Annotated in this window: 23 protein-coding genes; 14 read left to right on the top strand and 9 right to left on the bottom strand. The window is 65.8% G+C overall.

The features are described 5' to 3' along the window. Window positions 1-34: 34 nt before the first annotated feature. Window positions 35-1,834, top strand: a complete 1,800-nt coding sequence (menD, locus tag CXX84_RS03185) for a 2-succinyl-5-enolpyruvyl-6-hydroxy-3-cyclohexene-1-carboxylic-acid synthase (RefSeq protein ID WP_102975234.1) — start codon at window positions 35-37, stop codon at window positions 1,832-1,834. Here menD and CXX84_RS03180 read toward each other — a convergent pair. Then, on the bottom strand, window positions 1,831-2,295 hold the full coding sequence (locus CXX84_RS03180; protein WP_223252930.1) for a MarR family winged helix-turn-helix transcriptional regulator: 465 nt from the start codon (window positions 2,293-2,295) through the stop codon (window positions 1,831-1,833). The two genes, menD and CXX84_RS03180, sit on opposite strands and share 4 nt — an antisense overlap. Before the next feature lie 124 nt (window positions 2,296-2,419). On the opposite strand from CXX84_RS03180, the gene CXX84_RS03175 reads away from it, so the two are divergent. Continuing rightward, window positions 2,420-2,962, top strand: a complete 543-nt coding sequence (locus tag CXX84_RS03175; RefSeq protein ID WP_102975233.1) for a YceI family protein — start codon at window positions 2,420-2,422, stop codon at window positions 2,960-2,962. Window positions 2,963-3,008: 46 nt separating this feature from the next. Here the strand turns inward: CXX84_RS03175 and CXX84_RS03170 are convergent, their stop codons facing one another. From CXX84_RS03170 to CXX84_RS03150, 5 genes are all read right to left on the bottom strand, one after another. Continuing rightward, window positions 3,009-4,241 carry an aminotransferase class I/II-fold pyridoxal phosphate-dependent enzyme gene (locus CXX84_RS03170; RefSeq protein WP_102975232.1) on the bottom strand — a complete coding sequence of 411 codons (1,233 nt, stop codon included), beginning with the start codon at window positions 4,239-4,241 and terminating at the stop codon, window positions 3,009-3,011. A 291-nt stretch (window positions 4,242-4,532) separates the two neighbouring features. Next, the gene (locus CXX84_RS03165) at window positions 4,533-5,336 is read right to left on the bottom strand and encodes an amino acid ABC transporter ATP-binding protein (protein ID WP_102975231.1); all 804 of its coding nucleotides are present in this window, start codon (window positions 5,334-5,336) and stop codon (window positions 4,533-4,535) included. Window positions 5,337-5,348: 12 nt separating this feature from the next. After that, on the bottom strand, window positions 5,349-6,140 hold the full coding sequence (locus CXX84_RS03160) for an amino acid ABC transporter permease (protein ID WP_102975230.1): 792 nt from the start codon (window positions 6,138-6,140) through the stop codon (window positions 5,349-5,351). A gap of 151 nt (window positions 6,141-6,291) precedes the next feature. Continuing rightward, window positions 6,292-7,095 (bottom strand): ABC transporter substrate-binding protein, encoded by an 804-nt coding sequence (locus CXX84_RS03155; RefSeq protein ID WP_102975229.1) that lies wholly within the window; start codon window positions 7,093-7,095, stop codon window positions 6,292-6,294. A gap of 165 nt (window positions 7,096-7,260) precedes the next feature. Continuing rightward, window positions 7,261-8,670 (bottom strand): isochorismate synthase MenF, encoded by a 1,410-nt coding sequence (locus tag CXX84_RS03150; RefSeq protein WP_102975228.1) that lies wholly within the window; start codon window positions 8,668-8,670, stop codon window positions 7,261-7,263. A 95-nt stretch (window positions 8,671-8,765) separates the two neighbouring features. On the opposite strand from CXX84_RS03150, the gene CXX84_RS03145 reads away from it, so the two are divergent. From CXX84_RS03145 to CXX84_RS03130, 4 genes are all read left to right on the top strand, one after another. Beyond that, a complete protein-coding gene (locus CXX84_RS03145) occupies window positions 8,766-9,542 on the top strand; it encodes a demethylmenaquinone methyltransferase (protein ID WP_223252951.1) in 777 nt (258 codons plus the stop codon). A gap of 3 nt (window positions 9,543-9,545) precedes the next feature. After that, on the top strand, window positions 9,546-10,874 hold the full coding sequence (locus CXX84_RS03140) for a geranylgeranyl reductase family protein (protein ID WP_102975226.1): 1,329 nt from the start codon (window positions 9,546-9,548) through the stop codon (window positions 10,872-10,874). Then, window positions 10,871-11,971, top strand: a complete 1,101-nt coding sequence (locus CXX84_RS03135; RefSeq protein WP_102975225.1) for a polyprenyl synthetase family protein — start codon at window positions 10,871-10,873, stop codon at window positions 11,969-11,971. Before CXX84_RS03140 ends, CXX84_RS03135 begins: the two co-directional genes overlap by 4 nt. Window positions 11,972-12,389: 418 nt before the next feature. Then, a complete protein-coding gene (locus CXX84_RS03130) occupies window positions 12,390-13,229 on the top strand; it encodes a type IV toxin-antitoxin system AbiEi family antitoxin domain-containing protein (protein WP_102975224.1) in 840 nt (279 codons plus the stop codon). Between the two features lie 95 nt (window positions 13,230-13,324). Here the strand turns inward: CXX84_RS03130 and CXX84_RS03125 are convergent, their stop codons facing one another. Together CXX84_RS03125 and CXX84_RS03120 are read right to left on the bottom strand one after the other, a co-directional pair. Continuing rightward, window positions 13,325-13,750: a hypothetical protein gene (locus CXX84_RS03125; protein ID WP_102975223.1), complete on the bottom strand. Its 426-nt coding sequence runs from the start codon at window positions 13,748-13,750 to the stop codon at window positions 13,325-13,327. Window positions 13,751-13,812: 62 nt separating this feature from the next. After that, complete coding sequence (locus CXX84_RS03120; RefSeq protein WP_102975222.1) at window positions 13,813-14,469, bottom strand: trimeric intracellular cation channel family protein; 657 nt, start codon at window positions 14,467-14,469, stop codon at window positions 13,813-13,815. A gap of 60 nt (window positions 14,470-14,529) precedes the next feature. Here CXX84_RS03120 and CXX84_RS03115 point away from each other — a divergent pair, with 60 nt between their 5' ends. From CXX84_RS03115 to CXX84_RS03090, 6 genes are all read left to right on the top strand, one after another. Beyond that, window positions 14,530-15,411 carry a sirohydrochlorin chelatase gene (locus tag CXX84_RS03115; protein ID WP_102975221.1) on the top strand — a complete coding sequence of 294 codons (882 nt, stop codon included), beginning with the start codon at window positions 14,530-14,532 and terminating at the stop codon, window positions 15,409-15,411. A gap of 54 nt (window positions 15,412-15,465) precedes the next feature. After that, on the top strand, window positions 15,466-17,202 hold the full coding sequence (locus tag CXX84_RS03110; protein ID WP_102975220.1) for a nitrite/sulfite reductase: 1,737 nt from the start codon (window positions 15,466-15,468) through the stop codon (window positions 17,200-17,202). Beyond that, window positions 17,199-17,990: a phosphoadenylyl-sulfate reductase gene (locus CXX84_RS03105; RefSeq protein WP_411266185.1), complete on the top strand. Its 792-nt coding sequence runs from the start codon at window positions 17,199-17,201 to the stop codon at window positions 17,988-17,990. Before CXX84_RS03110 ends, CXX84_RS03105 begins: the two co-directional genes overlap by 4 nt. Continuing rightward, on the top strand, window positions 17,987-19,051 hold the full coding sequence (gene cysD / locus CXX84_RS03100; protein ID WP_223252929.1) for a sulfate adenylyltransferase subunit CysD: 1,065 nt from the start codon (window positions 17,987-17,989) through the stop codon (window positions 19,049-19,051). The genes CXX84_RS03105 and cysD overlap by 4 nt, the downstream gene beginning before the upstream one ends. Continuing rightward, the gene (locus CXX84_RS03095; RefSeq protein ID WP_102975219.1) at window positions 19,051-20,454 is read left to right on the top strand and encodes a sulfate adenylyltransferase subunit 1; all 1,404 of its coding nucleotides are present in this window, start codon (window positions 19,051-19,053) and stop codon (window positions 20,452-20,454) included. The genes cysD and CXX84_RS03095 overlap by 1 nt, the downstream gene beginning before the upstream one ends. A gap of 247 nt (window positions 20,455-20,701) precedes the next feature. Next, a complete protein-coding gene (locus CXX84_RS03090) occupies window positions 20,702-21,481 on the top strand; it encodes a hypothetical protein (protein ID WP_102975218.1) in 780 nt (259 codons plus the stop codon). A gap of 22 nt (window positions 21,482-21,503) precedes the next feature. On the opposite strand, the gene CXX84_RS03085 is transcribed toward CXX84_RS03090, so the two are convergent. Further along, a complete protein-coding gene (locus CXX84_RS03085) occupies window positions 21,504-21,938 on the bottom strand; it encodes an SRPBCC family protein (RefSeq protein WP_223252928.1) in 435 nt (144 codons plus the stop codon). Between the two features lie 75 nt (window positions 21,939-22,013). Between CXX84_RS03085 and CXX84_RS03080 the strand changes: the two genes are divergently transcribed. Next, window positions 22,014-23,180, top strand: a complete 1,167-nt coding sequence (locus CXX84_RS03080) for an RtcB family protein (protein ID WP_102975217.1) — start codon at window positions 22,014-22,016, stop codon at window positions 23,178-23,180. Window positions 23,181-23,434: 254 nt separating this feature from the next. After that, window positions 23,435-24,559 carry an ABC transporter substrate-binding protein gene (locus CXX84_RS03075; protein ID WP_102975216.1) on the top strand — a complete coding sequence of 375 codons (1,125 nt, stop codon included), beginning with the start codon at window positions 23,435-23,437 and terminating at the stop codon, window positions 24,557-24,559. Window positions 24,560-24,570 lie beyond the last annotated feature (11 nt).

The raw sequence follows: 24,570 nt of genomic DNA, 5'->3' as shown, positions 1-24,570 counted from the left end.
AGGAAGGGAGCGTCCGGGGTGGCAGACTGGTTTGGTGACTTCGCACAACGATTCTGCCCCCAACGCTTCGCCCCATGACTCGGCCTCCACAGGTTCTTCCCCCGCAGAGACGTACCCCGCAGGCGCTTCTGACGCCCCACCTTCGCTGAGTGCGTTGGCTGCCGCGCGGATCGCCGTCGGGGTATTGGTCGACGGCGGTGTGCAGCACGTGGTTGTCTCGCCGGGGTCCCGATCGGCCCCCATGGCCTACGCCCTGGCCGAGGCTTCGGCCGAGGGCATGGTGGAGCTGCTTGTCAGGATCGACGAGCGCTCCGCCGGTTTTACGGCGCTCGGCCTGGCCTTGGCCACCGGCTCACCCGCCGCCGTCCTCACGACGTCAGGGACCGCCGTCGGGAACCTGATGCCTGCTGTAATGGAAGCCAACCACGCGGCTGTCCCGCTGATTGTGCTCTCCGCTGACCGGCCTGACGAACTCCGCGGAACCGGTGCCAACCAGACCACCATCCAGCCTGACCTCTTCGGCGAGCAGGTTCGGTTCGCCGCGGATATAGCCGCCGGTGCCGACCCCCGCCGCGCCATCCAGACGGGGCTGTCTGCCGCGACCGGGGCGTTTCCCGACCTCCCGCCCGGTCCTGTGCAACTCAATCTCGCGTTCCGGGATCCGCTGGTCCCGTCGCCTGAGGAGAGGTTGCCGGCTGTGGCCGAAATGCAGCGCTACCGGATCGGTACGGAGCCGCTCATTATGAACCTGCCGCCGGCGCCGGCCGGACTGCCCGAACGACGCACCGTAGTACTTGCCGGCCACGACGCCGGCCCGGTCGCGGAGGCCTTCGCACGAGCCCACGGACTGCCGCTGCTGGCCGAACCCTCCTCCAACTCCCGGTTCGGGCCGAACGCCGTGGGACCTTACCGGCTGTTGCTGGAGCACTTCGGGCCGGGGTCGGCAACGCCGATCGAGCGGGTGGTCCTCTTCGGCCGGCCCACCCTGTCGCGTCCGGTTGCGGCGCTTCTGGCAAGGGCAGACGTGCAGTCCGCCCTCTACCAGCCGGTTCCCGTGGCCTGGTACGAGCCAGGCCGACGGACCGAGCTGCCCCTTGAAAGCCTTGCGGACCTGGCAGATTTTGCCGGCCGGGGCCCGTCCACATGGCTGGACACCTGGCTGCTCGCAGGCTCGGCCGCCCAGCACGCGCTGGACCGCATCCTGTCTGAAGAAGCGCCTGCCACCGGTCCGGCTGTCGGATCCCTGGTGTGGAAACATACCCGGGGCCAGCTGCTGCTCGGGTCCTCCAACGGGATCCGGGACGTGGACCTCGCCGGCCTCCCGTCCCCTGAACCTGCCGCCACCGTTTACGCCAATCGCGGGCTTGCCGGAATCGACGGCACTGTTTCCACAGCTACCGGCATCGCGATCGGCGGCCGGCAGGAAACCACCGTCCTGCTGGGCGACGTCACCTTCCTGCATGACGCCGGAGGCCTGCTGCTGGGTTCCGGCGAAGAGCAGCCACAACTGCGGATAGTAGTACTCAACGATGCCGGCGGTGCCATCTTCGACCTGCTGGAACATGGAACTGTACGGGAGGCCGGAACATACGGCGACGCCGTCGAGCGCCTCTTCGGCACCCCCCACACAGTTGACATCGCGGCACTCGCCGCGGCGTACGGCGTCGGCCATTGCTCGGTAAGTACGACGGCGGCACTCGCTGAGGCACTCCAGCAGCCGATCGAGGGCCGCAGCATCGTGGAAGTCCGCACTGACCGGCACGGGCTGAAGGCACTGCACGCCAGGATCAAAGAGGCCGCCGCCGCCGCAGTCCGGGGAGTGCTGGCACGCTAAGAGGGGGATTCCGGCTCAAGTTTCGCCATGACGCGGGAGGACAGCTCGACCAGCAAGCGCCGCTCCTCAGGAGTCATCACCTCAAGGAAGTTCTCCCTGACCCACTCGATGTGCCCCGGAGCTGCTGCACGCAGGGCGGCCCGGCCGGCCTGCGTTATGTGAACCAGAATGCCGCGGGCATCATCGTGCGCCGGTTCCCGGCGGACGAGCCCACGTTCTTCCATCCGCCGCAATTGATGCGCAAGCCGGCTGCGGTCCCAGCCGGCACTGTGGCCGAGGTCCCGGGCCCGCATTCCGCCGGCGCCCGCCGCGGCGAGGGGAGCGAGCATCTGGTAATCGGCGCCTGATACTCCGCTTCCGGCCAACTGCCTTTCCATTCCGGCTGCGAGTTGCCGGCTGAAGAGGATGTAGGCAAACCACACTTCCTCTTCGTCCCGGGTCAGGCGGCGATATTCAGGCAACGTGCATCCTTTCCCTGGAGGAACCACATAGTTGTTGACACGTCAGCATAACAAGAGCAGAGTTGTTGACACATCAGCAATTTCCCGGCGCGGGGGAAGCGGGCCAAGCCCTAAGGAACAAACCATGACCACGCAGCCAGCCGTACAAGTCATCACGCTGCCGGACGCCGGCACGTACCGGGTGGATCCCGAACGCTCCAGCGTCACCTACTCCTCCCGGCACATGTTCGGCCTGGGAAAAGTGCGTGCCGGCTTCACTATCTCCTCCGGGCTGCTGAATGTCTCGTCAACACTGGCCGGGAGCAGCGCCAGGGCCACCATCGACGCGGCCAGTTTCGACTCCGCCAATGAGCGGCGGGACCACGACGTCAAAGGCCGGGGCCTGCTCGATGCAGCCGCTTTTCCACGTATCACGTTCTCGTCAACCGGGATTCGCGAGGACCGAGGTGCCATACTTCTTGCCGGGACAGTGGCCATGCATGGAGTGGAAGCTGCCGTGGAAGTGAAGGTCCTGTCCTGGGAAGCCCCGGAACCCGGCCTGGTCAGCGTTACGGCGCAGGCCAGCCGTCTGGACCGCTATTCGTTCGGCATCACCGGTTCACGAGGTTTCGTGGGCCGCTCCTTCGACCTTGCCTTCCAGGTGGTTGCAGTCCGTACTGGACGATAAACCGGCCACCCAACCAGCCGGACTGCGGCGTCTGCGTCATTCATGGCTACGTGTGTGTGCCAGGCCTGTTCATGCTTTCCTTCATGGCGGCTTCAAATGCAGGCAGGCTGCGTTCGATCATGTCGTCGTTGGCCGTGAGAGAGATCCGGAAGAAGCCGGGGGTCTCAAACAGCACACCCGGAAAAACAAAGACATCCCGCCGGACGAGTGACTCGGTGAACGCCTCGTCGTCCGGAATGGGGGAGGTTGCAAACAGGTAGAACGTGCCCTCGGGCCGGTGGACACGATATCCCATGCCACCCAGCGCTTCCACCAGCCGCTCCCGGCGCCGCTGCAATTGGCCGACGTCGACGGTGAATTTCTCAAGGTCGGGAAGTGCATGCTGCAGCAGGGCATTCGGATACACCCACCCCATCGCCACTTGAAGGCCGGTGATGGCAGGACGCATCTCCTCCCGCTGCGGCATGGTGGGCGGAAGCGCCAGGTAGCCCACCCGCTGGCCAGGGGAGAGGTGCGTTTTGCCGTAGGAATAGGCCAGCAGCGTGTGCGCATAGAACTCCACGGGACTGTGGAAGCGGAGGCCGTCAAACACAATCCGGTTATAGGCCTCATCCGAGACCAAATAGATCCGCCTGCCGATCCTCACCGAGGCCGCCTCCAGCATTTCCGCCAGCCGGAGCAGCAGTTCGGGAGGGTAGATTCGCCCCGTGGGATTGTTCGGCGAATTGACGATCACAACCCGGGTGCGCTCCGTGATGGCGGCCCCAATCGCATCAAGATCCACGTCGAAGGTCGTGGTGTTGATCTTTACCTTCACCGGAACCAGTCCGGCTTCAAGAATCAGCGGCTCATACAGGAACCACGGGGGCAGGCTGTAAATGACCTCATCACCCGGATCGCTGACCGTCTTCAGGGCCAAGGCAATGGCGGCAAAACCGCCGGTAGTGAGGTAGATGTCCTCCTTACGGAACGGCACATCCAGCAGCCGCTGAAGGGAGTCCGCAGCGGCCTCGCGGGCAGCTTCGCCGTTGGTCTGGTAGGCGAACCACTGGTCGTGCTGCGGAGTAAGGGCATCGCGCAGCGTATTGACATACCGGTCCGGCGGCATCTGGTGCGGATTGCCGAAAGTGAAATCACAGACGTCCGACTGGCCCTTCCGGCGCAGGCTGGCCTCAGTAAGGTAGGCGTCAACCCGTTGGAACGAGGGAATCGATGCCAGCCGTGCAGCACGAGCCGACACAGCCGAGGCTGGCCGCGGGGTGGTTGTCGGGTCTGTCATGCCGGCGCTCCTCTATTGGCCTGCCGGGGTGGGACGGCAGCTGGATGGGCAGCACGCTGCTGAGCCAGTGGAGGCTGTAGAGGGACCATTGTGGGCTCCGGCACCGGGCGAAGTAAAGGGCCCCGCCGCAAACCGAAGCCCGCAGCGGACGGCGCGTCCCGCCGTCGTCCGCGTTCTGCGGTTCCCGACGCGCAAAAGCTCCTGTGACACGCACATGCCCTGGCGCTGCCGGTATTTCGGCAGCGCCAGGGCAAGTGTGCATCGCCGGCGCATCAGCGCGTCGAAAAGCGCCTACTCCTCGAGACCGATGTGTGTCGGGTCGAGGACGCGGCGCAGGAACTCCTTGGTGCGGGGCTGCGTGGGGGAGGAGATGACCTGCTCGGCCACACCTTCCTCAACAACTACGCCACCGTCCATGAACACCACGCGGTCCGCCACTTCACGGGCGAAGCCCATTTCGTGGGTCACCACCAGCATGGTCATGCCCTCTTTGGCGAGGTTCCGCATGACGGAGAGGACATCGCCCACTGTCTCGGGGTCCAGTGCCGAGGTGGGCTCGTCAAAGAGCATCAGCTCCGGATCCATGCTCAGCGCGCGGGCGATGGCCACACGCTGCTGCTGGCCGCCGGAGAGCTGGTCAGGGAACCGGTCGGCAAGGTGTCCCAGCCCCACACGCTCCAGGTTGTGCATGGACACCGCGTCAGCCTCCGCCTGCGAACGCTTAAGGACCTTGGTCTGGGCAATGCTGCAGTTACGCTTGGCGTCCAGGTGCGGGAACAGGTTGAACTGCTGGAACACCATGCCCACCTTGCGGCGCATCTTGTCGATGTCCACGTCGGGGTCCGTGGCCTCGAAACCGCCCACATGGATGCTGCCCTCGTTGGGCTGCTCCAGCAGGTTCACGCAGCGCAGCAGGGTGGACTTGCCGGATCCGGACGGCCCGATCAGGCACACCACTTCGCCCGGCGCCACATTCAGGCTGATGCCCTTGAGGACTTCATTGGAACCGTAGGACTTGCGCAGGTCCTTGATGGCCACGCCCGCGGCGTGAATGGTGCCGGTGCTTCCGGCGGAGGAATGTACGACGTCGTTCATGGTCTTCCCTGCCTATCGATTGTTCCGCGCGGTGCGGCTTTCGAACTTCCGGGCCAGGAAGCTCAGGGGGATGGTGATCACCAGATAGAAAGCACCGGCCACCAGGAGGGGCGTCAAGCCGGCGCCCAGGCTGGAGATGCCGTCGCGGCCAAACTTGGTGAGCTCATACTGCGAGGCTGTCAGGCCCAGGACGTAGATCAGCGAGGAGTCCTTGGTGAGCAGGATGACCTCGTTGGTCAGCGGCGGCAGCACGATCTTGAATGCCTGCGGGATCACGATGGTGATCATGGCCCGCCACTGCGGCATGCCCAGGGAGCGGGCGGCTTCCAGCTGGCCTTTCGGCACGGCCTGCAGGCCGGCGCGGAGGGTTTCAGCGATGTAGGCCGAAGCCACCATGCCCAGCGAGATCATGACGATCACGGTGATGTTCCACGAGACGCCGAAGGCCAGCGGTACGCCGTAGCCGAAGGCAATGAAGACCAGCAGCGCGGGGATGCCGCGGAAGAACTCGATGTAGCCGGTGGCGATCCAGCGGTACAGCGGGAAGCTGGAGAGCTTCATCAGGGCCAGCAGCAGACCGCCGGAAAGGCCCACGATAAAGCCGAGGAAGGTGTAGATCAGGGTGTTCGTCAGGCCTGTCATGAAGATGCCCGGGAACATCGGACCGATCTTGGCGAAGTTGAAGACGCTGTTCCCGATGGTCTCCCAGTCGGTGGCCAGGATCAGCGCGGCGATGGCCACAACAAAGATTCCGGCCTGGACATACAGGCTTACTCTGGCTCGCTGACGTGCGGTCATTGCCATGGATTGCTCACATTCGTTGTGCGTGGCAGAGGCCCCGGACGGACTGCGGCACAGCTCGTCCGGGGCCCCGGCGGCGTAGTTCCCAGGGCCGTGGATGCACCCAGGACGGGGCAGCCTTCAGGCCTCAGCGGCGACTACTGGCGGTCTTTGGCTACTTGGCGGTCTCGCCGAACCAGGTGGTCTTGAACTTCTCGAGGGACCCATCCTCGGTCAGGCGCTCGAGCGTTCCGTTGACCTTTTCCAGCATGGCGGTGTTGCCCTTCTTGACGGAGATGCCGAGCTGCTCGCCGGTGGCGAATTCCTCAACGCTCTTGAACTTGGGCTGGTCCTTGATGGCGTAGCCCAGCACCGACTGGTTGCCGAGGGCAGCGTCGATGGTGCCGGCCTCAAGGGCCTGCACCAGGAGCCCGGTGTCTTCGAACTGCTGCGCGTCGATGCCCTGCTCTTCGGCGTAGTCAGCACCGGTGGTTGCCTGCTGGACGCCCACCTTCTTTCCCTTGGCGTCGTCCAGTCCGTTGATCCCGGAGTCTTCGCTGGCAACCAGGGCCAGGTCGTCATCAAGGTACGGGGTGGAGAAGTCCATGACCGACTTGCGGGTGTCCGTGATGGAGATCGAGGAGATGCCCAGGTCGCACTGGGTCAGCGCGGTGCCGGTCTCGATGGCTTCGAAGGAGCTGTCCACGATGCTCAGCTCGGCACCGAAGTCCTTGGCGAGTTCCTTGGCGATGTCCACGTCAAAGCCGACCGTCTGGCCGTCCTTTTCGAACTCGAAGGGCTCGTAGGGGATGTCCGAGCAGACAGTGAGCTTGCCGGCGTTGATGAGCTGGACGCCGCCTTCAGATGCTGCCGGTGTAGAGCTTCCGCCGCCGCAGGCCGTGAGCGTGAGGGCACCGGCGGCGAAGACTGCGGCTGCCTTGGCGGTCATTTTGGCCGTGGCCAGGGACTTGAGCTGCATGTTTTCTTACCTTTTGTTGCGCGGAGTATGCGGTACTAAATCGGTTCATAGTGTAGCGCCGATTATGAGATGTGCATCACAGGAAACTTAGTTTCACTATTGGATAACTAAATCACAGAAGAAATCAAGCCCGTCCAGCCAGGGGCTGTCTGCCATCCCGGACCGTCAGCTGCTGATGCCCAGCGACTCGAGCATCGGCCGGAACTTTGCCCACGTTTCCGCCAGCTCAGCCTCAGGCAGGGAGCCGTCCACTATTCCGCAGCCGGCATACAACCGGACTGACGTGGGGGACTCAATCACGGCTCCCCGCAGTGCGATGCCCCATTCGCCGTTTCCTGCAGCATCCAGCCATCCCACCGGGCCTGCGTACGGGCCCCGGTCCAGGTGCTCCAGCTTCCGGATCAGGGCGCCTGCCACCTGGGTAGGGGTTCCGCAGACCGCGGCCGTGGGATGCAGTGCGTTGATGAGTGCAAGGCAGGTGGGCACGTGGCCCTCGATTTCCGCCAGCTCAGCCTTCACGTCCGAGGCAAGATGCCACACGTTGGGCAGCTCAAGGATGAACGGTTCATCGTGGGCATTCATCGCTTCCGAGAACGGGGCCAGCTGACTGGTCAGCGACTGGATGGCGATCTCGTGCTCGTGCCGCTGTTTTTCTGAGCCGGCCAGCACCCGGGTGGCGTAATCCATGGGGAGCCCGTCCTCACCGTGGGCGTCGCGTCGGTCCAGGGTTCCCGCCAGCACGCGCGCCTGGGCGGTGCGGCCCTCCACCTGGATCAGCATCTCGGGCGTGGCCCCCACCAGTCCGTCCACCCCGTACGTCCAGCATTCGCGGTACCGGGCGGCGAGCTCCCGGAGGACCGCAGAGGAGTGCACGCCGGCCGGAATCGTGGCCACGACGTCGCGGGCGAGCACCAGCTTCTCCAGCGCGCCGGTCCGGATCTCAGCCACGCCCGCTTCGACAGCCGCCATCCACGCTTCTTCGTTCAGCGAGCCGGTATGCAGGGTTGCCCCCGCGGCGAGGGGGAGGGGACGTACGACGGCGCCGCCCGCCTTGCCGGGGACGCCGCCCATGGTGCCGTCCCCGGCAGGGCCCGCCGCCGCCGTCGTGCTGCCCGAAGCCTGTGCTGCGGGGGCAGCCGCGGAGCCGCCCAGGAGGAAGCCGTCCAGTGCGGCGAGGGCGCTGTCCTCAGTCAGGTCGCCGCCGCCGAACGTCAGCTGGGTGACCCAGACGCGCCCGTCCCGCACACCTACGACGATCTCCGGCACGATCAGCCGTGACTCATGGGCCGAGGTCTTGGAGAAGGCAAAGGAGCCAAAAGCCACCGGGCCCGTCCCGGGAAGCTCCACGGAGTCCGTGACCTCGGCTTCGAGGACAAGGTGGCGCCACCAGATGTCAGCCTCGAGGAACCTGTCGGGGCCGGTGGCGATGAAGCGCGCGATCTCGCCGAAGCCGGCCAGCCCTGCCTCGCGCCGCGACCAGCACAGGACGTCGTCCCGGACCAAAAACGCAGGAAGCCCCCCGGGGAAATCTTTTCCATCCAGGGGGACTGTCAGGGTGCGGAACGTGCTCGTCATGATGAGACAACACTACTCCCGCACCTGCGTGGCCCCTGAGCGGGCGCCGCCAGGCCTTGGTCCGGACCCTCCGGAACATTTGAGACAATGTCATGGTGAACCGAGCATCCTTGGATAAGCGTCCGGACGAAGTAGCCACGATGTTTGACGACGTCGCACCGAAATACGACGTCGTCAACGATGTCCTCTCGATGGGGCAGACCCGCCGCTGGCGCAAGGTCGTGGTGGAAGCCATGGAAGTCTCCAAGGGCCAGCGCGTCCTCGATCTGGCGGCCGGCACCGGCACCTCCAGCGAGCCATATGCGGATGCGGGCATAGATGTCGTGGCCTGCGACTTCTCCCTCGGAATGCTGAAGGTAGGCAAGCGCCGCCGCCCGGACATCGACTTCATCGCCGGTGACGCCACCAACCTGCCGTTCGCGGACAACACCTTCGACGCCACCACCATTTCCTTCGGCCTCCGCAACGTCAACGAGCCCAAGAAGGCGCTCAAGGAAATGCTGCGCGTGACCAAGCCCGGCGGCCGCCTGGTGATCGCCGAGTTCTCGCAGCCGGTGGTCCCGCTGTGGCGCACCATGTACACCGAGTACCTCATGCGCGCCCTGCCGGCCATCGCCGTCAAGGTCGCCTCCAACCCGGACGCCTACGTCTACCTCGCCGAATCCATCCGCGCCTGGCCGGACCAGGACCACCTGGCGGCCTGGCTGCAGGACACCGGCTGGGAAAAGGTGACGTACCGCAACCTGACCGGCGGCATCGTGGCCGTCCACCGTGCATTCAAGGCCGCAGAATCCACGCCGGACAACGCTGCTGCCGCCATCGCCGCGCACAAGGGCCCGGTGGCCAAGCTGCGCCGCAACATCACCCGCTGACCTGTGAAGGTACTGATAGTCGGCGCGGGGCCCGCCGGTTCCACCGCCGCGTACTACCTCGCCAAGGCGGGCCTCGAGGTCACCGTCCTGGAGAAGACGAGCTTTCCCCGTGAGAAGGTCTGCGGGGACGGCCTGACTCCCCGTGCCGTCCGGGAAATCCAGAAGCTTGGCCTGCCGCACCCTGAAGGCGAGGGCTGGCGCCGCAACAAGGGCCTGCGCCTCATCGCGGGCGGCCGGACCATTGAGCTGCCTTGGCCCGAGGTCTCCGACTTTCCGCAGTACGGCCTCATCCGCACCCGGCTCGGCTTCGATGAGGAGCTGGCCCGCCATGCCCAGGCTGCCGGGGCTGAAATCCTCGAGCGGCACAGCGTCACCGAAGCCGTGCGGAACGACGACGGCCGCGTCACCGGTGTCCGCGCAGCGCTCCTTGACGCGGCCGGACGCAAGACGGGGGAGACGCGCGCCTTTAGTGCCGACGTCGTACTTGCCGCCGACGGCAACTCCACCCGCACCGCCGTCTCCCTCGGTATCCAGAAACGTGACGACCGGCCCCTCGGCGTGGCCGTCCGCACCTACTTCACGTCACCTCGCACGGACGACGACTGGATGGAAGGGTGGCTGGAACTTCCCGGCAACGACGGCAAGCTGCTGCCCGGTTACGGCTGGGTGTTCGGCGTGGGCGACGGAACCTCCAACGTGGGTTTGGGCATCCTGAACTCGTCGAAGGAATTCGGCAAGCTCGATTACAAGCAGGTCCTGCGCGAATGGACCGCCGGCATGCCTGCCGCGTGGGGCTTCACGCCGGAGAACCAGGTGGGCGAGATCCGCGGCGCCGCGCTGCCCATGGGCTTCAACCGCACCCCGCACTACTCGCCGGGCCTGCTCCTCCTGGGTGACGCCGGCGGAATGGTCTCCCCGTTCAACGGCGAAGGCATCTCCTACGCCATGGAGTCCGCCAGGTACGCTGCGGAGTTCATCATCGATGCCTCCTCCCGGACTGCTTCAAGCGGAACGTACGACGCCGATGCGCACCTTTCGCGGTACGCGGACTACGTGCGGAACCAGTGGGGGTCGCACTTTACGCTGGGGCGGGCCTTTGCCGTGCTCATCGGCAAACCCGCTGTCATGAAGCTCGCGCTGCGTACCGGGATGCCCATTCCAGTGCTGATGCGGTTCGTGGTGCGGCTCCTGGCCAACCTCACGGACCCCTCGGCCAAGGGCTTCGAGGACCGGGTGATCCGGGTCCTGGAATCGCTGGTTCCGGCCACATCCAATACCCCCTCTGCAACGAACCAGCGGTATCCGCAACAAAAAGTTAGGGTTAACCAGTGAACAACCCCGCAGACCACAGCTGGACGCACGCCGGGCACGGCCTGCCGGAGTCCGAACCCAGCCTCAACACCACCGCCATCGCAACGGGTTTGCAGCTGCCGGCGGGATTCGCCGCCATCGCCGGAGACGCCGAGCTGGGGCCGGCCATCACCACCAACCTGGCCCGGGTGGAAAAGAAGCTCCGCGAAGCCATTGCCAATTCGGATCCGCTGGCTGACGCAACGTCGCGCCACCTCGTGGAAGCCGGGGGCAAGCGCATCCGGCCGCTCCTGACCCTGCTGTGCGCCCACCTCGGTGACGCTTCCCTGCCCTCCGTGGTGCAGGCCGCCGTCGTGGTGGAACTGACGCACCTGGCCACGCTGTATCACGACGACGTAATGGATTCAGCCCCGTTCCGCCGTGGTGCGCCCACGGCACATGAGGTGTGGGGCAACTCGGTGGCGGTCCTCACCGGCGACCTGATCTTCGCCCGCGCCTCCATCCTGGTGTCCGAACTGGGTTCCCGGGCTTTGGGCATCCAGGCCCGGACTTTTGAGCGGCTGTGCCTGGGCCAGCTGCACGAAACCGTTGGTCCGCGCCCGGACGAGGATCCGGTGGAGCATTACCTCTCGGTGATCGCAGACAAGACCGGCTCCCTGGTGGCAGCGTCCGGCCAGCTGGGTGCCATTTTCGCGGGGGCGGATCCGGCCTATGAGTCTGTCCTGGTGGAGTACGGCGAGAAGGTGGGCGTGGCCTTCCAGCTTGCCGACGACGTCATCGACGTCACCGGCATCAAGGTCAAGTCCGGCAAGTCTCCCGGGACGGATCTGCGCGAAGGCGTGCCGACCCTGCCCGTGCTGCTCCTGCGCAGGGCCGCAGCGGACGGCGACCAGTCCGCCGTCGAACTCCTTCAGCTCATCGATGGTGACCTCACGTCCGATGATGCCCTCGCAGCCGCCGTGGCCGGGCTGCGGGAGCACCCCGTCACTGCCGAATCGTGGATCGTGGCACGCCGCTGGGCTGACGAGGCAATCGCCGCCTTGAGGCCGTTGCCCGAGGGCGTGGTGAAGGATTCGCTGTCCAACTTTGCCCTGGCAGTGGTGGACCGCGCCAGCTGACTTTTGCCCGCAGGGGCCCGTCGCCTTCACCGACCAGTTCGGAAAGGCGGCGGGCTTTTGCCCTGTGGGGACCATGCCTGGAGCCGCCACTTAAACGGGATAGCCCCGGTCTGCAGCAACGATACGAGTCATACGTTGCTGCGAACCGGGGCTATCTCTCCGTTCGCATCAGATCCGCCGGAGGCGTTTAGCGGATCCGTGAATAGCTTATGACAGCTTTGTCATGAAGTGCAAGCGGATTGTTACCTCCGCTGTCAAAATGTTTTCCGGTGCCGGAACGAGGCACATTCGGCCCCCAAAAGCACTTTCCCCGCAAAAGCATCGGCGGGTCCGTGTCGAAGTGCCCCGGGATGGCCCCCTTGTCCACATAACCAAGGAGCCATCTCCCGTCAGCGGCCAGGGCGGGGCACCGTGAGGCATGGACATTGAGGCATTCTTGGGCCGGCGTGCAGGCATAGCCCGGACCGCAAAGCTTCGCCAGGCCGGTTTCCCGAGAAGCAGTATTGAGAAAGCTGTGGCGTCAGGCAGAATTGTGCGCCTTCGCCCGGGCGTCTACAGCCTTCCCCGTGAAGCGGGTGTGATGAGGATGGCGCTGGAGCACAATGCCTTGGTGACGTGCTTGTCAGCTGCGCCCGTTTACGGACTCTGGACGGTGAGTAAGGCGCAGAAGCCGCACTTGAGCCTCGGGCACAAAAAGACGCCGCCGGACTCGCTTGCCCACGGAAAGTGCTCAGTTCCGCATCATCCCTGGCTGCCGCTGGCTGGCCTGGCGGATGTCCTGATCCATTCCTTGCGGTGCCTGCCCGAGGTGGAGGCGCTGGTGATGGTCCAGTGCGCTGCGCAGAGCGGGAACATCACCGTGGACTTCCTCCGCGGCAAGCTCCCGGGAAACCGGAACGCCCGCGCAAGGGCAGTCCTGGACTATGTAATCCCGAGGGCGGACTCCCTGTTGGAGGTACTGGCCAACTATCACTTCCGGCGGGTGGGCCTGCATGTCCGGCGTCACGTGGAGCTGCCCGGGGTGGGGGAAGTGGATTTCCTCGTCGAGGAGTGCCTAGTGGTGGAAACTGATGGCGCTACCCACTTGGAGCCCCGCCAGGTGAAGAAGGACCGGAACAGGAACAACGCCACGATGGCCGGCGGGTACCTTGTCCTTCGGTTCGGGTATGACGACGTCGTCCATCACCCGGGGCGGATGACGGAACGGGTGCTGGAGGTACTTGAGCTGAGCCGGCGGGGAGCCTTCGGTGCGCGGTGAGGGCCGCCGTCGTGGGCTACTTTGAGCCCTGTAAAACCTGAATCGGGGCCGGCGCCCGGCGAGCCCGTGTCAAAGTGCCCCGTTTTGGCGCGAGACTAGTCCTCGTCGTCCTCGAAGGCCCACTCGAACATGTCGAACACGAACTCCGAGAACGTGCCTTCCTCTGACTTCCACTGGCCGCGGGCGTTGTTGCGGCGGTACACAATGGGGTCCGGGACGCTGAGGTCGCCTACCCGGAAGCCCCAGGTGTATTCCTCTTCCTCGTCCTCAAGGAACATCAGGAAGCCTTCGTCATCGACCTCAAGCTCGTCGGGGTCCCAGAAGTAGTGGTAGGCCTCCATCAGGTCCTCGCAGCCGCCGATGGCCAGGTAGAACTCGCGAAGGACCAGGGGAATCTGGAACTGGTGGTCGGCCAGGGCCTTGTCCAACTCCTCAGGAATAAGCCCGTCCTCTGCCTGCCATTCGTCTTCGAGATACTTGGGAACAAGCGCGCGGAACTTCTCGAGGAACATGTCAGTCATGCTTCATATCCTAGCCAATCGCGCCCCTGCCCAATGACAGCGGAATGCCCCTGAAACCCGGCTCAAAGCCCCGGTTCGTCGCCCCGCCGATGCCAGCCATGGACCGCCAGCGGCGCCTGCCATGACCGCCGCCACGCAAGGACGCGAAAAGTGAACACCACCGCTGCGATAGCCGCCGCAGTCAGTACGTTGAAGACCCCAAGGACCCAGAGGGACGCAGTCATCGCTGCGCCCAGGAAGGCAGGCAGTGCGTAAATATCCTTGGGGTTGAAAAGCTCAGGAACCTCATTGGCGGTGATATCCCGCAGCAGGCCGCCGCCCACCGCCGTCGTCACTCCCAGCAGCACTGACGCCACCGGGTTCATGCCCGCAGCCAGCGCCTTGAGGGTGCCGGTCATGCAGAACAGGGCAAGGCCGCCGGCGTCGAACAGGGTCAGAAGCGACGTGTAGCGCTGCACGCTGGGGAACAGGAAGTACACCAGGAATGTAGCCAGCAGCGGCGGCACCAGGTAGGCCGGGTTGGTGAACGCCGCCGGCGGCCCGCTGTTCAGGATAATGTCGCGGATCACGCCGCCGCCGAGGCCCACCAGGGAAGCCAGCAGCAGGGATCCCACAATGTCGATGTGCTTCCGTGCAGCCAGCAGGGATCCCGACACCGCGAAGAAAAAGACGCCCAGCAGATCCAGCCACACCGGCGAGTTGTCAAAGGCGAAGGTCATGGAGCGTCCCGGCAATTCAAAGAGGGCGGACAGGGCGGCTCCAACGTTACGCTAGCCCCTATGAACAGCCCCATCATGATCGCCTGCGCCCATGGGACGTCCAGCACACAGGGAGCTGCGGAGGTCAACGCGCTGCGCGCCGGCATTGCCGAACTCCGCCCCGGCCTCGACGTCCGCGAAGCCTATGTCGACGTCCAGCAGCCCGACCTGGTGGACGTGGTGGCGGGCCTGCCGGAGGGGGAGTCCGCCGTCGTTGTGCCCTTGCTGCTGAGCGTTGGCTACCACGTGAAGGTGGACATCGCGCGGGCGGTGAAGAGCCGCCCGGGCAGTGCCGCAGCAGCTCCCTTGGGGCCTGATCCGCGGCTGGCCGCGCTGCTGGACCAGCGGTTGGGTGAAGCCGGCGTCACGGACAACGACGTGATCGTGCTGGCCGCAGCCGGCTCGTCCAACCCCAACGCCGCCGTAAGCGTGGAGGAACTGCTTAGCCAGCTCCGCGGCCTGCGGTCCAACCGGATGGTGGCCGCCTATGGTGCCTCCGCCAAGCCCTCCGTGCCCGACGCCGTCGCGATGCTTCGCGAGGAACTGGAAGGAGGTGCCGGGGCGGGGGAGTCCGCGGGGGCGGTCGACGTCGGCGGGCGCGTGGTGATTGCCTCCTACCTCCTGGCGCCGGGCTTCTTCCACGACCAGCTCGGCAAGGCGGGGGCGGACGTCGTGACGGAACCCCTGCTGCCGTCCCCGGTACTCGCCGAGATTGCGCTGGACCGGTATGACGCCGCCGTCGCAAAAGCCAATGAAGCCGCCGCGCATCCACCGGTTGAATCATCCGCGATGGCGCCCGCTGAAGCCCTCAAAGAAGCCCCCGCGGAACCGGCAGCCGATGCACAGGGGGGTGGCTTCTTCAAGGCTGTCCGGCGTTTCGTGACGAAATATTTCCCTAGGTGACTTAGCGTTTCCGGGCCTTTGTGACGCAATTCGGGCGGGACCTACAGTCGATGCATGACTGATACAGCTCTAGCCGGAGCGTCTGCTGCCTCCAAGCGCCCGGCCCGCCCGTCCCGCCCCGCCGCGAAGCCGCACGGGCAGTGGAAAGTCGACGGCAAAACGCCCCTGAACGCCAACGAAACCTGGAAACAGGAAGACGACGGCCTCAATGTGCGCGAGCGTATCGAGTCCATCTACTCCAAGGAGGGCTTCGACGCCATTCCCGGCCAGGACCTGCACGGCCGGTTCCGCTGGTGGGGCCTGTACACCCAGCGCAAGCCCGGGATCGACGGCGGCAAGACCGCAACCCTTGAGCCGCACGAGCTCGAGGACAAGTACTTCATGCTCCGCGTGCGGATCGACGGCGGCGCCCTCACCACTGAACAGCTGCGCGTCATCGGCCAGATCTCCGTTGATTTCGCCCGGGACTCTGCCGACCTCACCGACCGCCAGAACATCCAGCTGCACTGGATCCGCGTGGAGGACATTCCCGAGATCTGGACCCGACTGGAAGCTGTTGGCCTCTCCACCACCGAGGCCTGCGGCGACGTTCCCCGCGTCATCCTTGGTTCGCCCGTGGCCGGCATCGCCAAGGACGAGATCATCGACCCAACCCCGCTGATCGAGGAGCTGGGGGAGCGGTTCATCGGCAACCCGCTGCTGTCCAACCTGCCGCGCAAATACAAGACCGCCATCACCGGCCACCCCAGCCAGGACGTGGTCCATGAGATCAACGACTTCGCCCTGGTGGGTGTCCGCCACCCCGAACTCGGCATCGGCTACGACCTCTGGGCCGGCGGCGCGCTGTCCACCAATCCGATGCTCGGCAAACGCCTCGGCGCCTTCGTGACCCCCGAGCAGGCCGCCGACGTGTGGCTCGGCGTCACCAGCATCTTCCGTGACTACGGCTACCGCCGCATGCGCACCAAGGCCCGCCTGAAGTTCCTGATGGCCGACTGGGGTCCGGAGAAGTTCCGCCAGATCCTCGAGGACGAATACCTGGGCTACAAGCTGGCCGACGGCCCCGCCGCGCCCAAGCCCACGACCCCGGGCGACCACATCGGGGTGCACGAACAAAAGGACGGCAAGTTCTTCATCGGCGCCACCCCGCTGGCCGGCAGGCTCTCCGGCGCCGCGCTGGTCAAGCTCGCGGACACCCTGGAGGCGCGTGGCTCCTACCGGCTGCGCACCACCCCGCACCAGAAGCTCGTTGTCCTGGACGTCGAAAAGGACCAGGTGGAGCCCCTGGTGGCCGAGCTGGACGCGCTGGGCCTGTCCGCCCGCCCGTCGGTGTTCCGCCGCGGCACCATCGCCTGCACCGGCATCGAGTACTGCAAGCTGGCCATCGTGGAGACCAAGTACACGGCCGCCACCGCCGTTGCCGAACTTGAGCGCCGCCTGGCCGACCTCGCAGAGTCCGGTCAACTCCCGCACGCGCTGTCGCTGCACATCAACGGCTGCCCCAACTCCTGCGCCCGCATCCAGACCGCGGACATCGGCCTTAAGGGCATGATGCTTCCCACGCCCGACGGCGACCCCTCCCCGGGCTTCCAGGTCCACCTGGGCGGCGGGCTGGCTTCCAACGAGCGCGAGGAAGCGGGCCTGGGACGTACCGTCCGCGGCCTCAAGGTCTATGTTGACGACCTGCCCGACTACGTGGAGCGCGTGGTCCGCACCTTTGTGTCCCAGCGCGCCGAGGGCCAGACCTTCGCCGAATGGGCGCACGCAGCAGACGAGGAGGCACTCCAGTGAGTAAGCACGCACTCGGAGTAGACCAGGTGGTTGCACCGGCTGAGGCATCGGCGCAGGTTGAGCTGACCGTGGCCACCGCGGCTCCGAAGCTCCGCAGCAAGGAAGAACTGAAGGCCCTCGCCGAAGCCGGCGCTGCGGAGCTCGGCTGGGACGCCCCGGCCCGCGACGTGATTGCCTGGGTGGAGCGCAACTTCGACCTGCCTGCGGTCGCCGTCGCCTGCTCCATGGCCGACGCCGTCCTGCCCGCACTGGTCGCGGACCAGTTGCCCGGCGTCGACGTCCTGTTCCTGGAGACCGGCTACCACTTCCCGGAAACCTATGCCACGCGTGACGAGGTGGCCGCGAACCTCCGCGTCAACGTGGTGGACGTGCTCCCCGAGAACACGGTGGAGCAGCAGGACCGGCTCCTGGGCAAGGACCTCTTTGCCCGCGACGCCGCCCAGTGCTGCGCCCTGCGCAAGGTGGCCCCGCTGCGACGCACCCTGTCCGGCTACGAACTCTGGTTCACCGGCGTCCGCCGCGACGAGGCCCCCACCCGCACCAACACCCCGCTGGTCACCTGGGACGAGGCCAACGGCCTGGTCAAGGTCAACCCGGTGGCCGCCTGGACCTTCGACCAGCTGGTCCAGTACTCGGACGACAACCTCCTGCCCGTCAACCCGCTGCTTTCCCAGGGTTACCCCTCCATTGGCTGCCAGCCCTGCACCCGGAAGGTGGCGCCGGGCGACGACCCCCGCGCCGGCCGCTGGGCGGGCTCCGACAAGACAGAATGCGGACTACACGTATGAGCACCCAAACCACCAACGAGGATCTGGAGCTGTCTGTGCTGGAAACTGACGCTACTGAGACGCCGAATGCCGCCCAGGGAGTGGCATCGGGCCTGTCGGAGCCGCGCGCTGGACTGATCGAAGATCAGTCCAGCGGCGAAGGGGCGGGGGCGGCATTCGGCGGCTCATCCCGACTCTCCAGCCTGGACACCCTCGAATCCGAGGCCATCCACATCATCCGCGAGGTTGTTGCCGAGTTCGAGAAGCCCGCGCTGCTGTTCTCCGGCGGCAAGGACTCCGTGGTGATGCTGCACCTGGCCACCAAGGCATTCTGGCCCGGCAAGGTTCCGTTCCCCGTGCTGCACGTGGACACCGGCCACAACTTCCCCGAGGTCATCGACTTCCGCGACCGCACGGTTGAGCGGCTGGGGCTGAAGCTCGTGGTGGGTTCCGTCCAGGAGTTCATCGACCGCGGCGAACTGGCCGAACGCGCCGACGGTACCCGCAACCCCCTGCAGACCGTCCCGCTGCTGGACGCCATCCAGCAGAACAAGTTCGACGCCGTGTTCGGCGGCGGCCGCCGTGACGAGGACAAAGCCCGTGCCAAGGAGCGCATCCTGAGCCTGCGGGACGAATTCGGCCAGTGGGATCCGCGCAACCAGCGCCCCGAGCTGTGGAACCTCTACAACGGCCGCCACACCGTGGGCCAGCACGTCCGCGCGTTCCCCATCAGCAACTGGACCGAGCTTGACATCTGGCGCTACATCGAGCGCGAGAACATCGAGTTGCCCGGCCTGTACTACGCCCACGAGCGCGAGGTCTTTGCCCGTGACGGCATGTGGCGTGCCGTAGGTGAGGTGTCACAGCCGCTGCCGCACGAGGACGTCATCACCAAGACCGTCCGCTACCGCACCGTGGGGGACATGTCCTGCACCGGCGCGGTGGAGTCCGACGCGTACACCGTGGCCGACGTCGTGGTTGAAGTCGCCGCCTCCACCCTCACCGAACGTGGCGCCACCCGTGCAGATGACCGCATCTCCGAGGCAGCCATGGAAGACCGCAAGAAGGACGGCTATTTCTAATGAGCACCGACACTTTGGCTGCAGACCTGGAGACAGCACTGCCCACAACTTTGTTCCGGTTCGCCACCGCAGGATCGGTCGACGACGGCAAGTCCACGTTGGTGGGCCGCCTCCTTCACGATTCCAAGGCCATCCTGGCTGACACGCTCGACGCCGTTGCCCGCACCTCGGCGGACCGCGGCTTCGGCGGCGCTGCCGGCGGGATCGACCTCGCCCTGCTGACCGACGGACTGCGCGCCGAGCGCGAACAGGGCATCACCATTGACGTGGCCTACCGCTACTTCGCCACCGACCGCCGCAGCTTCATCCTGGCTGACTGCCCCGGACACGTCCAGTACACCAAGAACACGGTGACGGGCGCGTCCACTGCGGATGCCGTCGTCGTACTCATTGACGCCCGCAAGGGCGTCCTGGAGCAGACCCGCCGGCACCTGTCCGTGCTGCAGCTGCTGCGCGTGGCGCACGTGATCGTGGCCGTGAACAAGATCGACCTGGTGGACTTCAGTGAGTCCGTGTTCCGTGAGATCGAAGCGGACGTGCAGCAGGTGGGCCGCGAACTGGGCCTCGGTTCGGATGGAATCACCGACCTGCTGGTCATCCCCGTGTCGGCGCTCGACGGCGACAACGTGGTGGACCGCTCCGAGCGCACCCCCTGGTACACCGGGCCCGCACTGCTCGAGGTGCTCGAGACCCTTCCGGCTGCCGATGAGCTGGAAAGCCACCTGGAAAGCTTCCGCTTCCCGGTGCAGCTGGTCATCCGGCCGCAGGGCGCCCTGGCTCCCGACGCTGTCGCCGCCGGCCTCGATGTGGAGGCCTACCGTGACTACCGCGCATACGCCGGCCAGATCACCGAAGGATCGGTCAAGGTGGGGGACCAGGTCTCCGTGCTGACGCCAGGCCAGGACCCGCGCACCACCACCGTGGTGGGCATCGACTTCGCCGGCGCCTCGCTGGAGGAAGCCGCCGCCCCGCAGTCCGTGGCCATCCGCCTGGCTGAAGAATTCGACGTCGCCCGCGGTGACACCATCGCCGCAGCCGGGACCGTCCGTGAAGCCTCGGCGGACCTGTACGCCTCGCTCTGCTGGCTCTCCCCGAAGCCGCTCCGCGAGGGCCAGAAGGTGCTGGTCAAGCACGGCACCCGCACGGTCCAGGCACTGGTGCGCAATGTTGGCGGCAAGCTGGACCTGGCCTCCTTCAAGCTGGAGCCGGCGTCCACCCTGGAACTCAACGACATCGGCCACGCCCAGCTCCGGCTCGCCGCGCCGCTGCCGCTGGAGAACTACCTGCACCACCGCCGTACCGGCGCCTTCCTGGTGATTGATCCACTGGACGGCAACACCCTGGCCGCCGGCCTGGTCAAGGACCACCCGGGCGACCACGAGGACGAGCGCTACAGCATCTGATCCATTGCACCGCGGCTTGTTCGCACATCCTGGCCTCACGGTTCGGAACGGCGAACAAGCCGCGACTGTGTTTAAGGACCGCCCCCGCCTGGGGCCCCGGTTCTTGAGTACAGTGAACGGCCCTCAGTGCCGCCCCGTTCAAATCCAAGTACCCGCTACTCGTGCGGCCTGCTGCGGCACAAGGGGTTAATGGTCAGCGGGGGCACCAGCTCCTGTGGCACCCGGACGCAACAGCTGAGGAGGCACCATGCCGGCCATCCAAGAGTGGAGAACCCGGGCGGCAGGGCACCTGCGGCAGGATTCCGAGGACTGGAGAATTGCACCCCGCCACGCGAAGCTGCTCATACTCACTCCGTTTATCATCGCGGTCGCAGCCGCGGCTGCCCTTCCCTTCAAGGACTTCTACCTCTGGCTGGTCAACGAGGACTCCCTGATTGAATGGCTCCAGTTCCTCTGCCTGCTGGGTGCAAGCATTTTCCTGCCCCTCATTACGGTGTACCTGGTCCGCGCCAAACGCTGGGGCATGGCCCTGCTCTACGGCGTTGTCACGCTGGGGGTCTGGTTCCTGACCGGAGAGGAGATCTCCTGGGGCCAGCGGATCTTCGGCTGGGCCACCCCTGACGCGCTGAACGAGGTCAACCGCCAGGGTGAGACCACCGTGCACAACATCCGGGGCGTCCAGGAACTGGTCCCCGCGGCCATGCTCCTTGCGAGCCTCTACGGTGCCGCAGCCCCGCTGGTATGGGCTGCCGTTGGAAAACGCTGGGAGCACCTTAAATCCAGGCGCCTGCTGGTCCCGCCGCTTTGCCTGGTGCCCGCCTTCCTGCTGGCCGCCGCTTACCGGCTCTTCCGGCTGCTGATCTGGCCTGAGCCTACCTTCGTCATCTCGGAGTATGCCGAGGCGATGGAACTGTGCCTGTACCTGGGGCTCGCAATGTTCTGTTGGTTCAACCTGCGCCTGCTGCGGCAACCGCAGGCGGAACCAGGGCTCCGGACCGAACGCCGCCGGGTGCACCGCAGGACATAACGACCTTCAGGCGCACACGTTTTCACGATTCCAGGATCGACTTGAGTTTCTTCAGGTCCTTGCGGGTCTCCCGGCGGATCATCGGTGCCATCACCAGCCCGGCCAGCTTCGAAAAACCTGAGGGGCTCCCGCTGTTGCCAAGAGTCATGCGCGTCCCGCCGTCGTCGTCCGTCCAGGTGTAGGTGGTCTGCATGGGGAAGGGGCCCTGGGCAGTGCGCATCACGAGCCTTTCGCCGGGGACATAGTCCATGAACTCGTAGGTGTAGTTGAGCTCGCGGCCAAGGAACCTGGCAGTGAACGCTGCCTTGGTGCCGGTTCCCACAGGACCCGGGGTCAGGCGCTGCGACTTGTGGATGTTCACGTACCACTTCGGCGCGTTGTCCGGATCGGCGGCGTACCCGGCCACCTCCGCGCGGGGACGGTTGATCAGGATGTCGGTCTGGACGTTCACCATCATGCGTCTCCTTCGGGTGCCGTTGTAACGCGGGGTTAGCCTAGAACCACGTTAGTCGTGGCGCCGCTGGAGGGAAGCATGGAAACCATCAACCCGAAACTGCTGAACTGGGCCTCGATCCTTGACCCGCAGACCCGGGAGCAGGCGGTAAAGGCGTCAACGCTGCCCTTCATCTACCCGCACCTGGCCCTGATGCCCGATGCGCACCTGGGCAAGGGAGCCACTGTAGGTTCAGTCATCCCCACCCTGCACGCGATCATGCCGGCTGCCGTGGGTGTGGACATCGGCTGCGGAATGATCGCGGTCCGGACCCAGTACTCGCTGACGGACCTCCCCAAGGACCGCAAGAAGCTGCGCGAGGACATCGAAAGGGCCGTACCATTGTCCGCCGGCCACAACAACAGGAAAGTGCTGGCCACGGCGGAACCACGGATTGCTGAGCTGAAGCAGCTGGCTGCGGGGGCCGGCTTCAACCCTGCTCAGTACGTCGAAAAATGGGACCTGCAGCTGGGGTCGCTGGGCTCCGGCAACCACTTCATTGAGGTCTGCGCTGACGAATCCGACGCCGTCTGGCTGTTCCTGCACTCCGGTTCACGAGGCATCGGGAACAAGATCGCCCAGCACCACATCGGCGTTGCCCAGCGCGTGGTCACCAAAAGCAAGACCTACCTGCCGGACCCGGACCTCGCCTACCTTGAAGAGGGCACGCCCCAGTTCGACCGGTACATCGCCGAGCTGCGATGGGCACAGCACTTCGCCCTGCTGAACCGCGAGGAAATGATGGATCGGGTGAGCGCACAGTTCAGCCGCTGGGTGGGCGGACCGGTGCAGGAACTCGAGCGGATTAACTGCCACCACAACTTCACCCGGCAGGAGACGCACTACGGCAAGTTCGTCTGGGTGTCGCGGAAGGGTGCCATCAAAGCCGAGCACGGCGATCCCGGACTCATTCCCGGATCCATGGGAACGGCGTCGTACGTGGTGGAGGGGCTCGGCAACCCGGCTTCGCTGAACTCCTCCCCGCACGGGGCAGGCCGCGAGTACTCCCGCAACGCCGCCCGCAAAACGTTCTCGCTTGAAGAACTGAAGAAGGCCATGCGGGGGATCGAGTTCCGGGCTTCCGAGGCGTTTATTGACGAAATCCCGGCTGCCTACAAGCCCATCGACGTCGTTATGCAGGACGCCGCGGACCTAATCACCGTCAGGCACAAACTCCGGCAACTGGTCAACGTCAAGGGCAACTGAGCGGGCCACTCAACCCCGCGTGGTCACTCACCCCCGGCGTGGTCACTCACCCGCGCGATCGCTCACTCCCGCGCGGTCGCCGGAACCCTGCCCCGTCGCCGGAACGGAACGGCGAGCGGGTACCGTTCCGGCGACCCCGGTGCGCAGGGGCTGAATATGACGCCAGATGAACCTGCGTGACCCCCCGTTTCCGCTTCATTGAACGGGTTTGGGCCACTCCCTATGGTGAAACAATGACTAGTTCCAAGCCCGGGATGACCCGCATCGTGGCAGGCGAAAGCGCAGTTCCCAAGCGCAAGCGTGCCGTCGAAGCCGCCCTGGCCGTCGGGCTGGTCCTCCTGATCGTGGTGGGCGCCGTCGTAGCCTCCACTGTTTCCCGTAACACTGAGGCGCAGGCCGTTGAGCCCTCGCCCGCGGCCGGGCTGAAGCTGGGCTTCTTCGGCAACGTCACACATGCCCCTGCGCTGGTGGGCATCAAACAGGGCTTCCTCGCCGAAAGCCTGGGGAGCACCGCGCTCAGCACCGAAACGTTCAACGCCGGACCCGCTGCCATCGAGGCCCTGAACGCCGGCGCCATCGACGCTGCCTACATCGGCCCCAACCCGGCCATCAACTCCTTCGTCAAGAGCCAGGGACAGTCCGTGAGGATCATTGCCGGTGCCGCAGCGGGAGGAGCCCAGCTGGTGGTGAAACCGGAGATCGAGTCCGCCGCCGACCTCAAGGGCAAGACCCTTGCGTCGCCACAACTCGGCGGCACCCAGGACGTGGCCCTCCGCGCCTGGCTCGCCGCCGAGGGCTACGAGACCAACGTGGACGGCAGCGGAGACGTGGCCATCAACCCCACGGAAAACGCGCAGTCCCTGAAGCTCTTCCAGGACGGAAAGCTCGACGGCGCGTGGCTGCCTGAGCCATGGGCCTCACGGCTGGTGCTACAGGCCGGAGCGAAAGTCCTGGTGGACGAAAAGGACCTGTGGAATGGGACCGGTACCGGCAAGCCGGGCGAGTTCCCCACGACGGTACTCATTGTGAACCAGAAGTTCGCCGCGGCCCACCCGGATGCTGTCAAGGCACTGCTGGCCGGCCACGCCAAGTCTGTGGCCTGGCTGGACGGGGCCCCCGCTGCTGAAAAGGCAGCCGTCATTAACTCCGCGCTGCAGGAATCCGCCGGCGCACCCCTTGCCGACGACGTCCTGGCCCGGTCCCTGGCCAACATCGCCTTCACGCTGGACCCCCTCGCCGGAAGCTACCCGCGGCTCCTGGAGGACGGCGTCGAGGCCGGCACTACCAAGCAGGCGGACATCACCGGCCTTTTCGACCTCCGCCCGCTCAATGGAGCCGCAGCAACCAAGATTTCAGCAGCCGGCCTCGGCCAGGACTGATCCACCCCCCT

Origin of the sequence: Arthrobacter sp. AFG7.2 (assembly GCF_002892835.1) — a bacterium.
Taxonomy (GTDB): Bacteria; Actinomycetota; Actinomycetes; order Actinomycetales; family Micrococcaceae; genus Arthrobacter.
Note: the sequence above shows the minus strand (reverse complement) of the source record. Positions and strands in the feature narration are given on the sequence as shown.

What these genes read in the sequence shown, in the direction of transcription:
- CXX84_RS03085 (WP_223252928.1), bottom strand. Translation starts at nt 21,938, where the DNA reads ATGATGGTGAACGTCCAGACCGACATCCTGATCAACCGTCCCCGCGCG.
- CXX84_RS03125 (WP_102975223.1), bottom strand. Translation starts at nt 13,750, where the DNA reads ATGACTGACATGTTCCTCGAGAAGTTCCGCGCGCTTGTTCCCAAGTAT.
- CXX84_RS03170 (WP_102975232.1), bottom strand. Translation starts at nt 4,241, where the DNA reads ATGACAGACCCGACAACCACCCCGCGGCCAGCCTCGGCTGTGTCGGCT.
- CXX84_RS03130 (WP_102975224.1), top strand. Translation starts at nt 12,390, where the DNA reads ATGGACATTGAGGCATTCTTGGGCCGGCGTGCAGGCATAGCCCGGACC.
- CXX84_RS03150 (WP_102975228.1), bottom strand. Translation starts at nt 8,670, where the DNA reads ATGACGAGCACGTTCCGCACCCTGACAGTCCCCCTGGATGGAAAAGAT.
- CXX84_RS03120 (WP_102975222.1), bottom strand. Translation starts at nt 14,469, where the DNA reads ATGACCTTCGCCTTTGACAACTCGCCGGTGTGGCTGGATCTGCTGGGC.
- CXX84_RS03110 (WP_102975220.1), top strand. Translation starts at nt 15,466, where the DNA reads ATGACTGATACAGCTCTAGCCGGAGCGTCTGCTGCCTCCAAGCGCCCG.
- CXX84_RS03095 (WP_102975219.1), top strand. Translation starts at nt 19,051, where the DNA reads ATGAGCACCGACACTTTGGCTGCAGACCTGGAGACAGCACTGCCCACA.
- CXX84_RS03090 (WP_102975218.1), top strand. Translation starts at nt 20,702, where the DNA reads ATGCCGGCCATCCAAGAGTGGAGAACCCGGGCGGCAGGGCACCTGCGG.
- CXX84_RS03155 (WP_102975229.1), bottom strand. Translation starts at nt 7,095, where the DNA reads ATGCAGCTCAAGTCCCTGGCCACGGCCAAAATGACCGCCAAGGCAGCC.
- CXX84_RS03080 (WP_102975217.1), top strand. Translation starts at nt 22,014, where the DNA reads ATGGAAACCATCAACCCGAAACTGCTGAACTGGGCCTCGATCCTTGAC.
- CXX84_RS03165 (WP_102975231.1), bottom strand. Translation starts at nt 5,336, where the DNA reads ATGAACGACGTCGTACATTCCTCCGCCGGAAGCACCGGCACCATTCAC.
- CXX84_RS03075 (WP_102975216.1), top strand. Translation starts at nt 23,435, where the DNA reads ATGACCCGCATCGTGGCAGGCGAAAGCGCAGTTCCCAAGCGCAAGCGT.
- CXX84_RS03115 (WP_102975221.1), top strand. Translation starts at nt 14,530, where the DNA reads ATGAACAGCCCCATCATGATCGCCTGCGCCCATGGGACGTCCAGCACA.
- cysD (WP_223252929.1), top strand. Translation starts at nt 17,987, where the DNA reads ATGAGCACCCAAACCACCAACGAGGATCTGGAGCTGTCTGTGCTGGAA.
- CXX84_RS03175 (WP_102975233.1), top strand. Translation starts at nt 2,420, where the DNA reads ATGACCACGCAGCCAGCCGTACAAGTCATCACGCTGCCGGACGCCGGC.
- CXX84_RS03160 (WP_102975230.1), bottom strand. Translation starts at nt 6,140, where the DNA reads ATGGCAATGACCGCACGTCAGCGAGCCAGAGTAAGCCTGTATGTCCAG.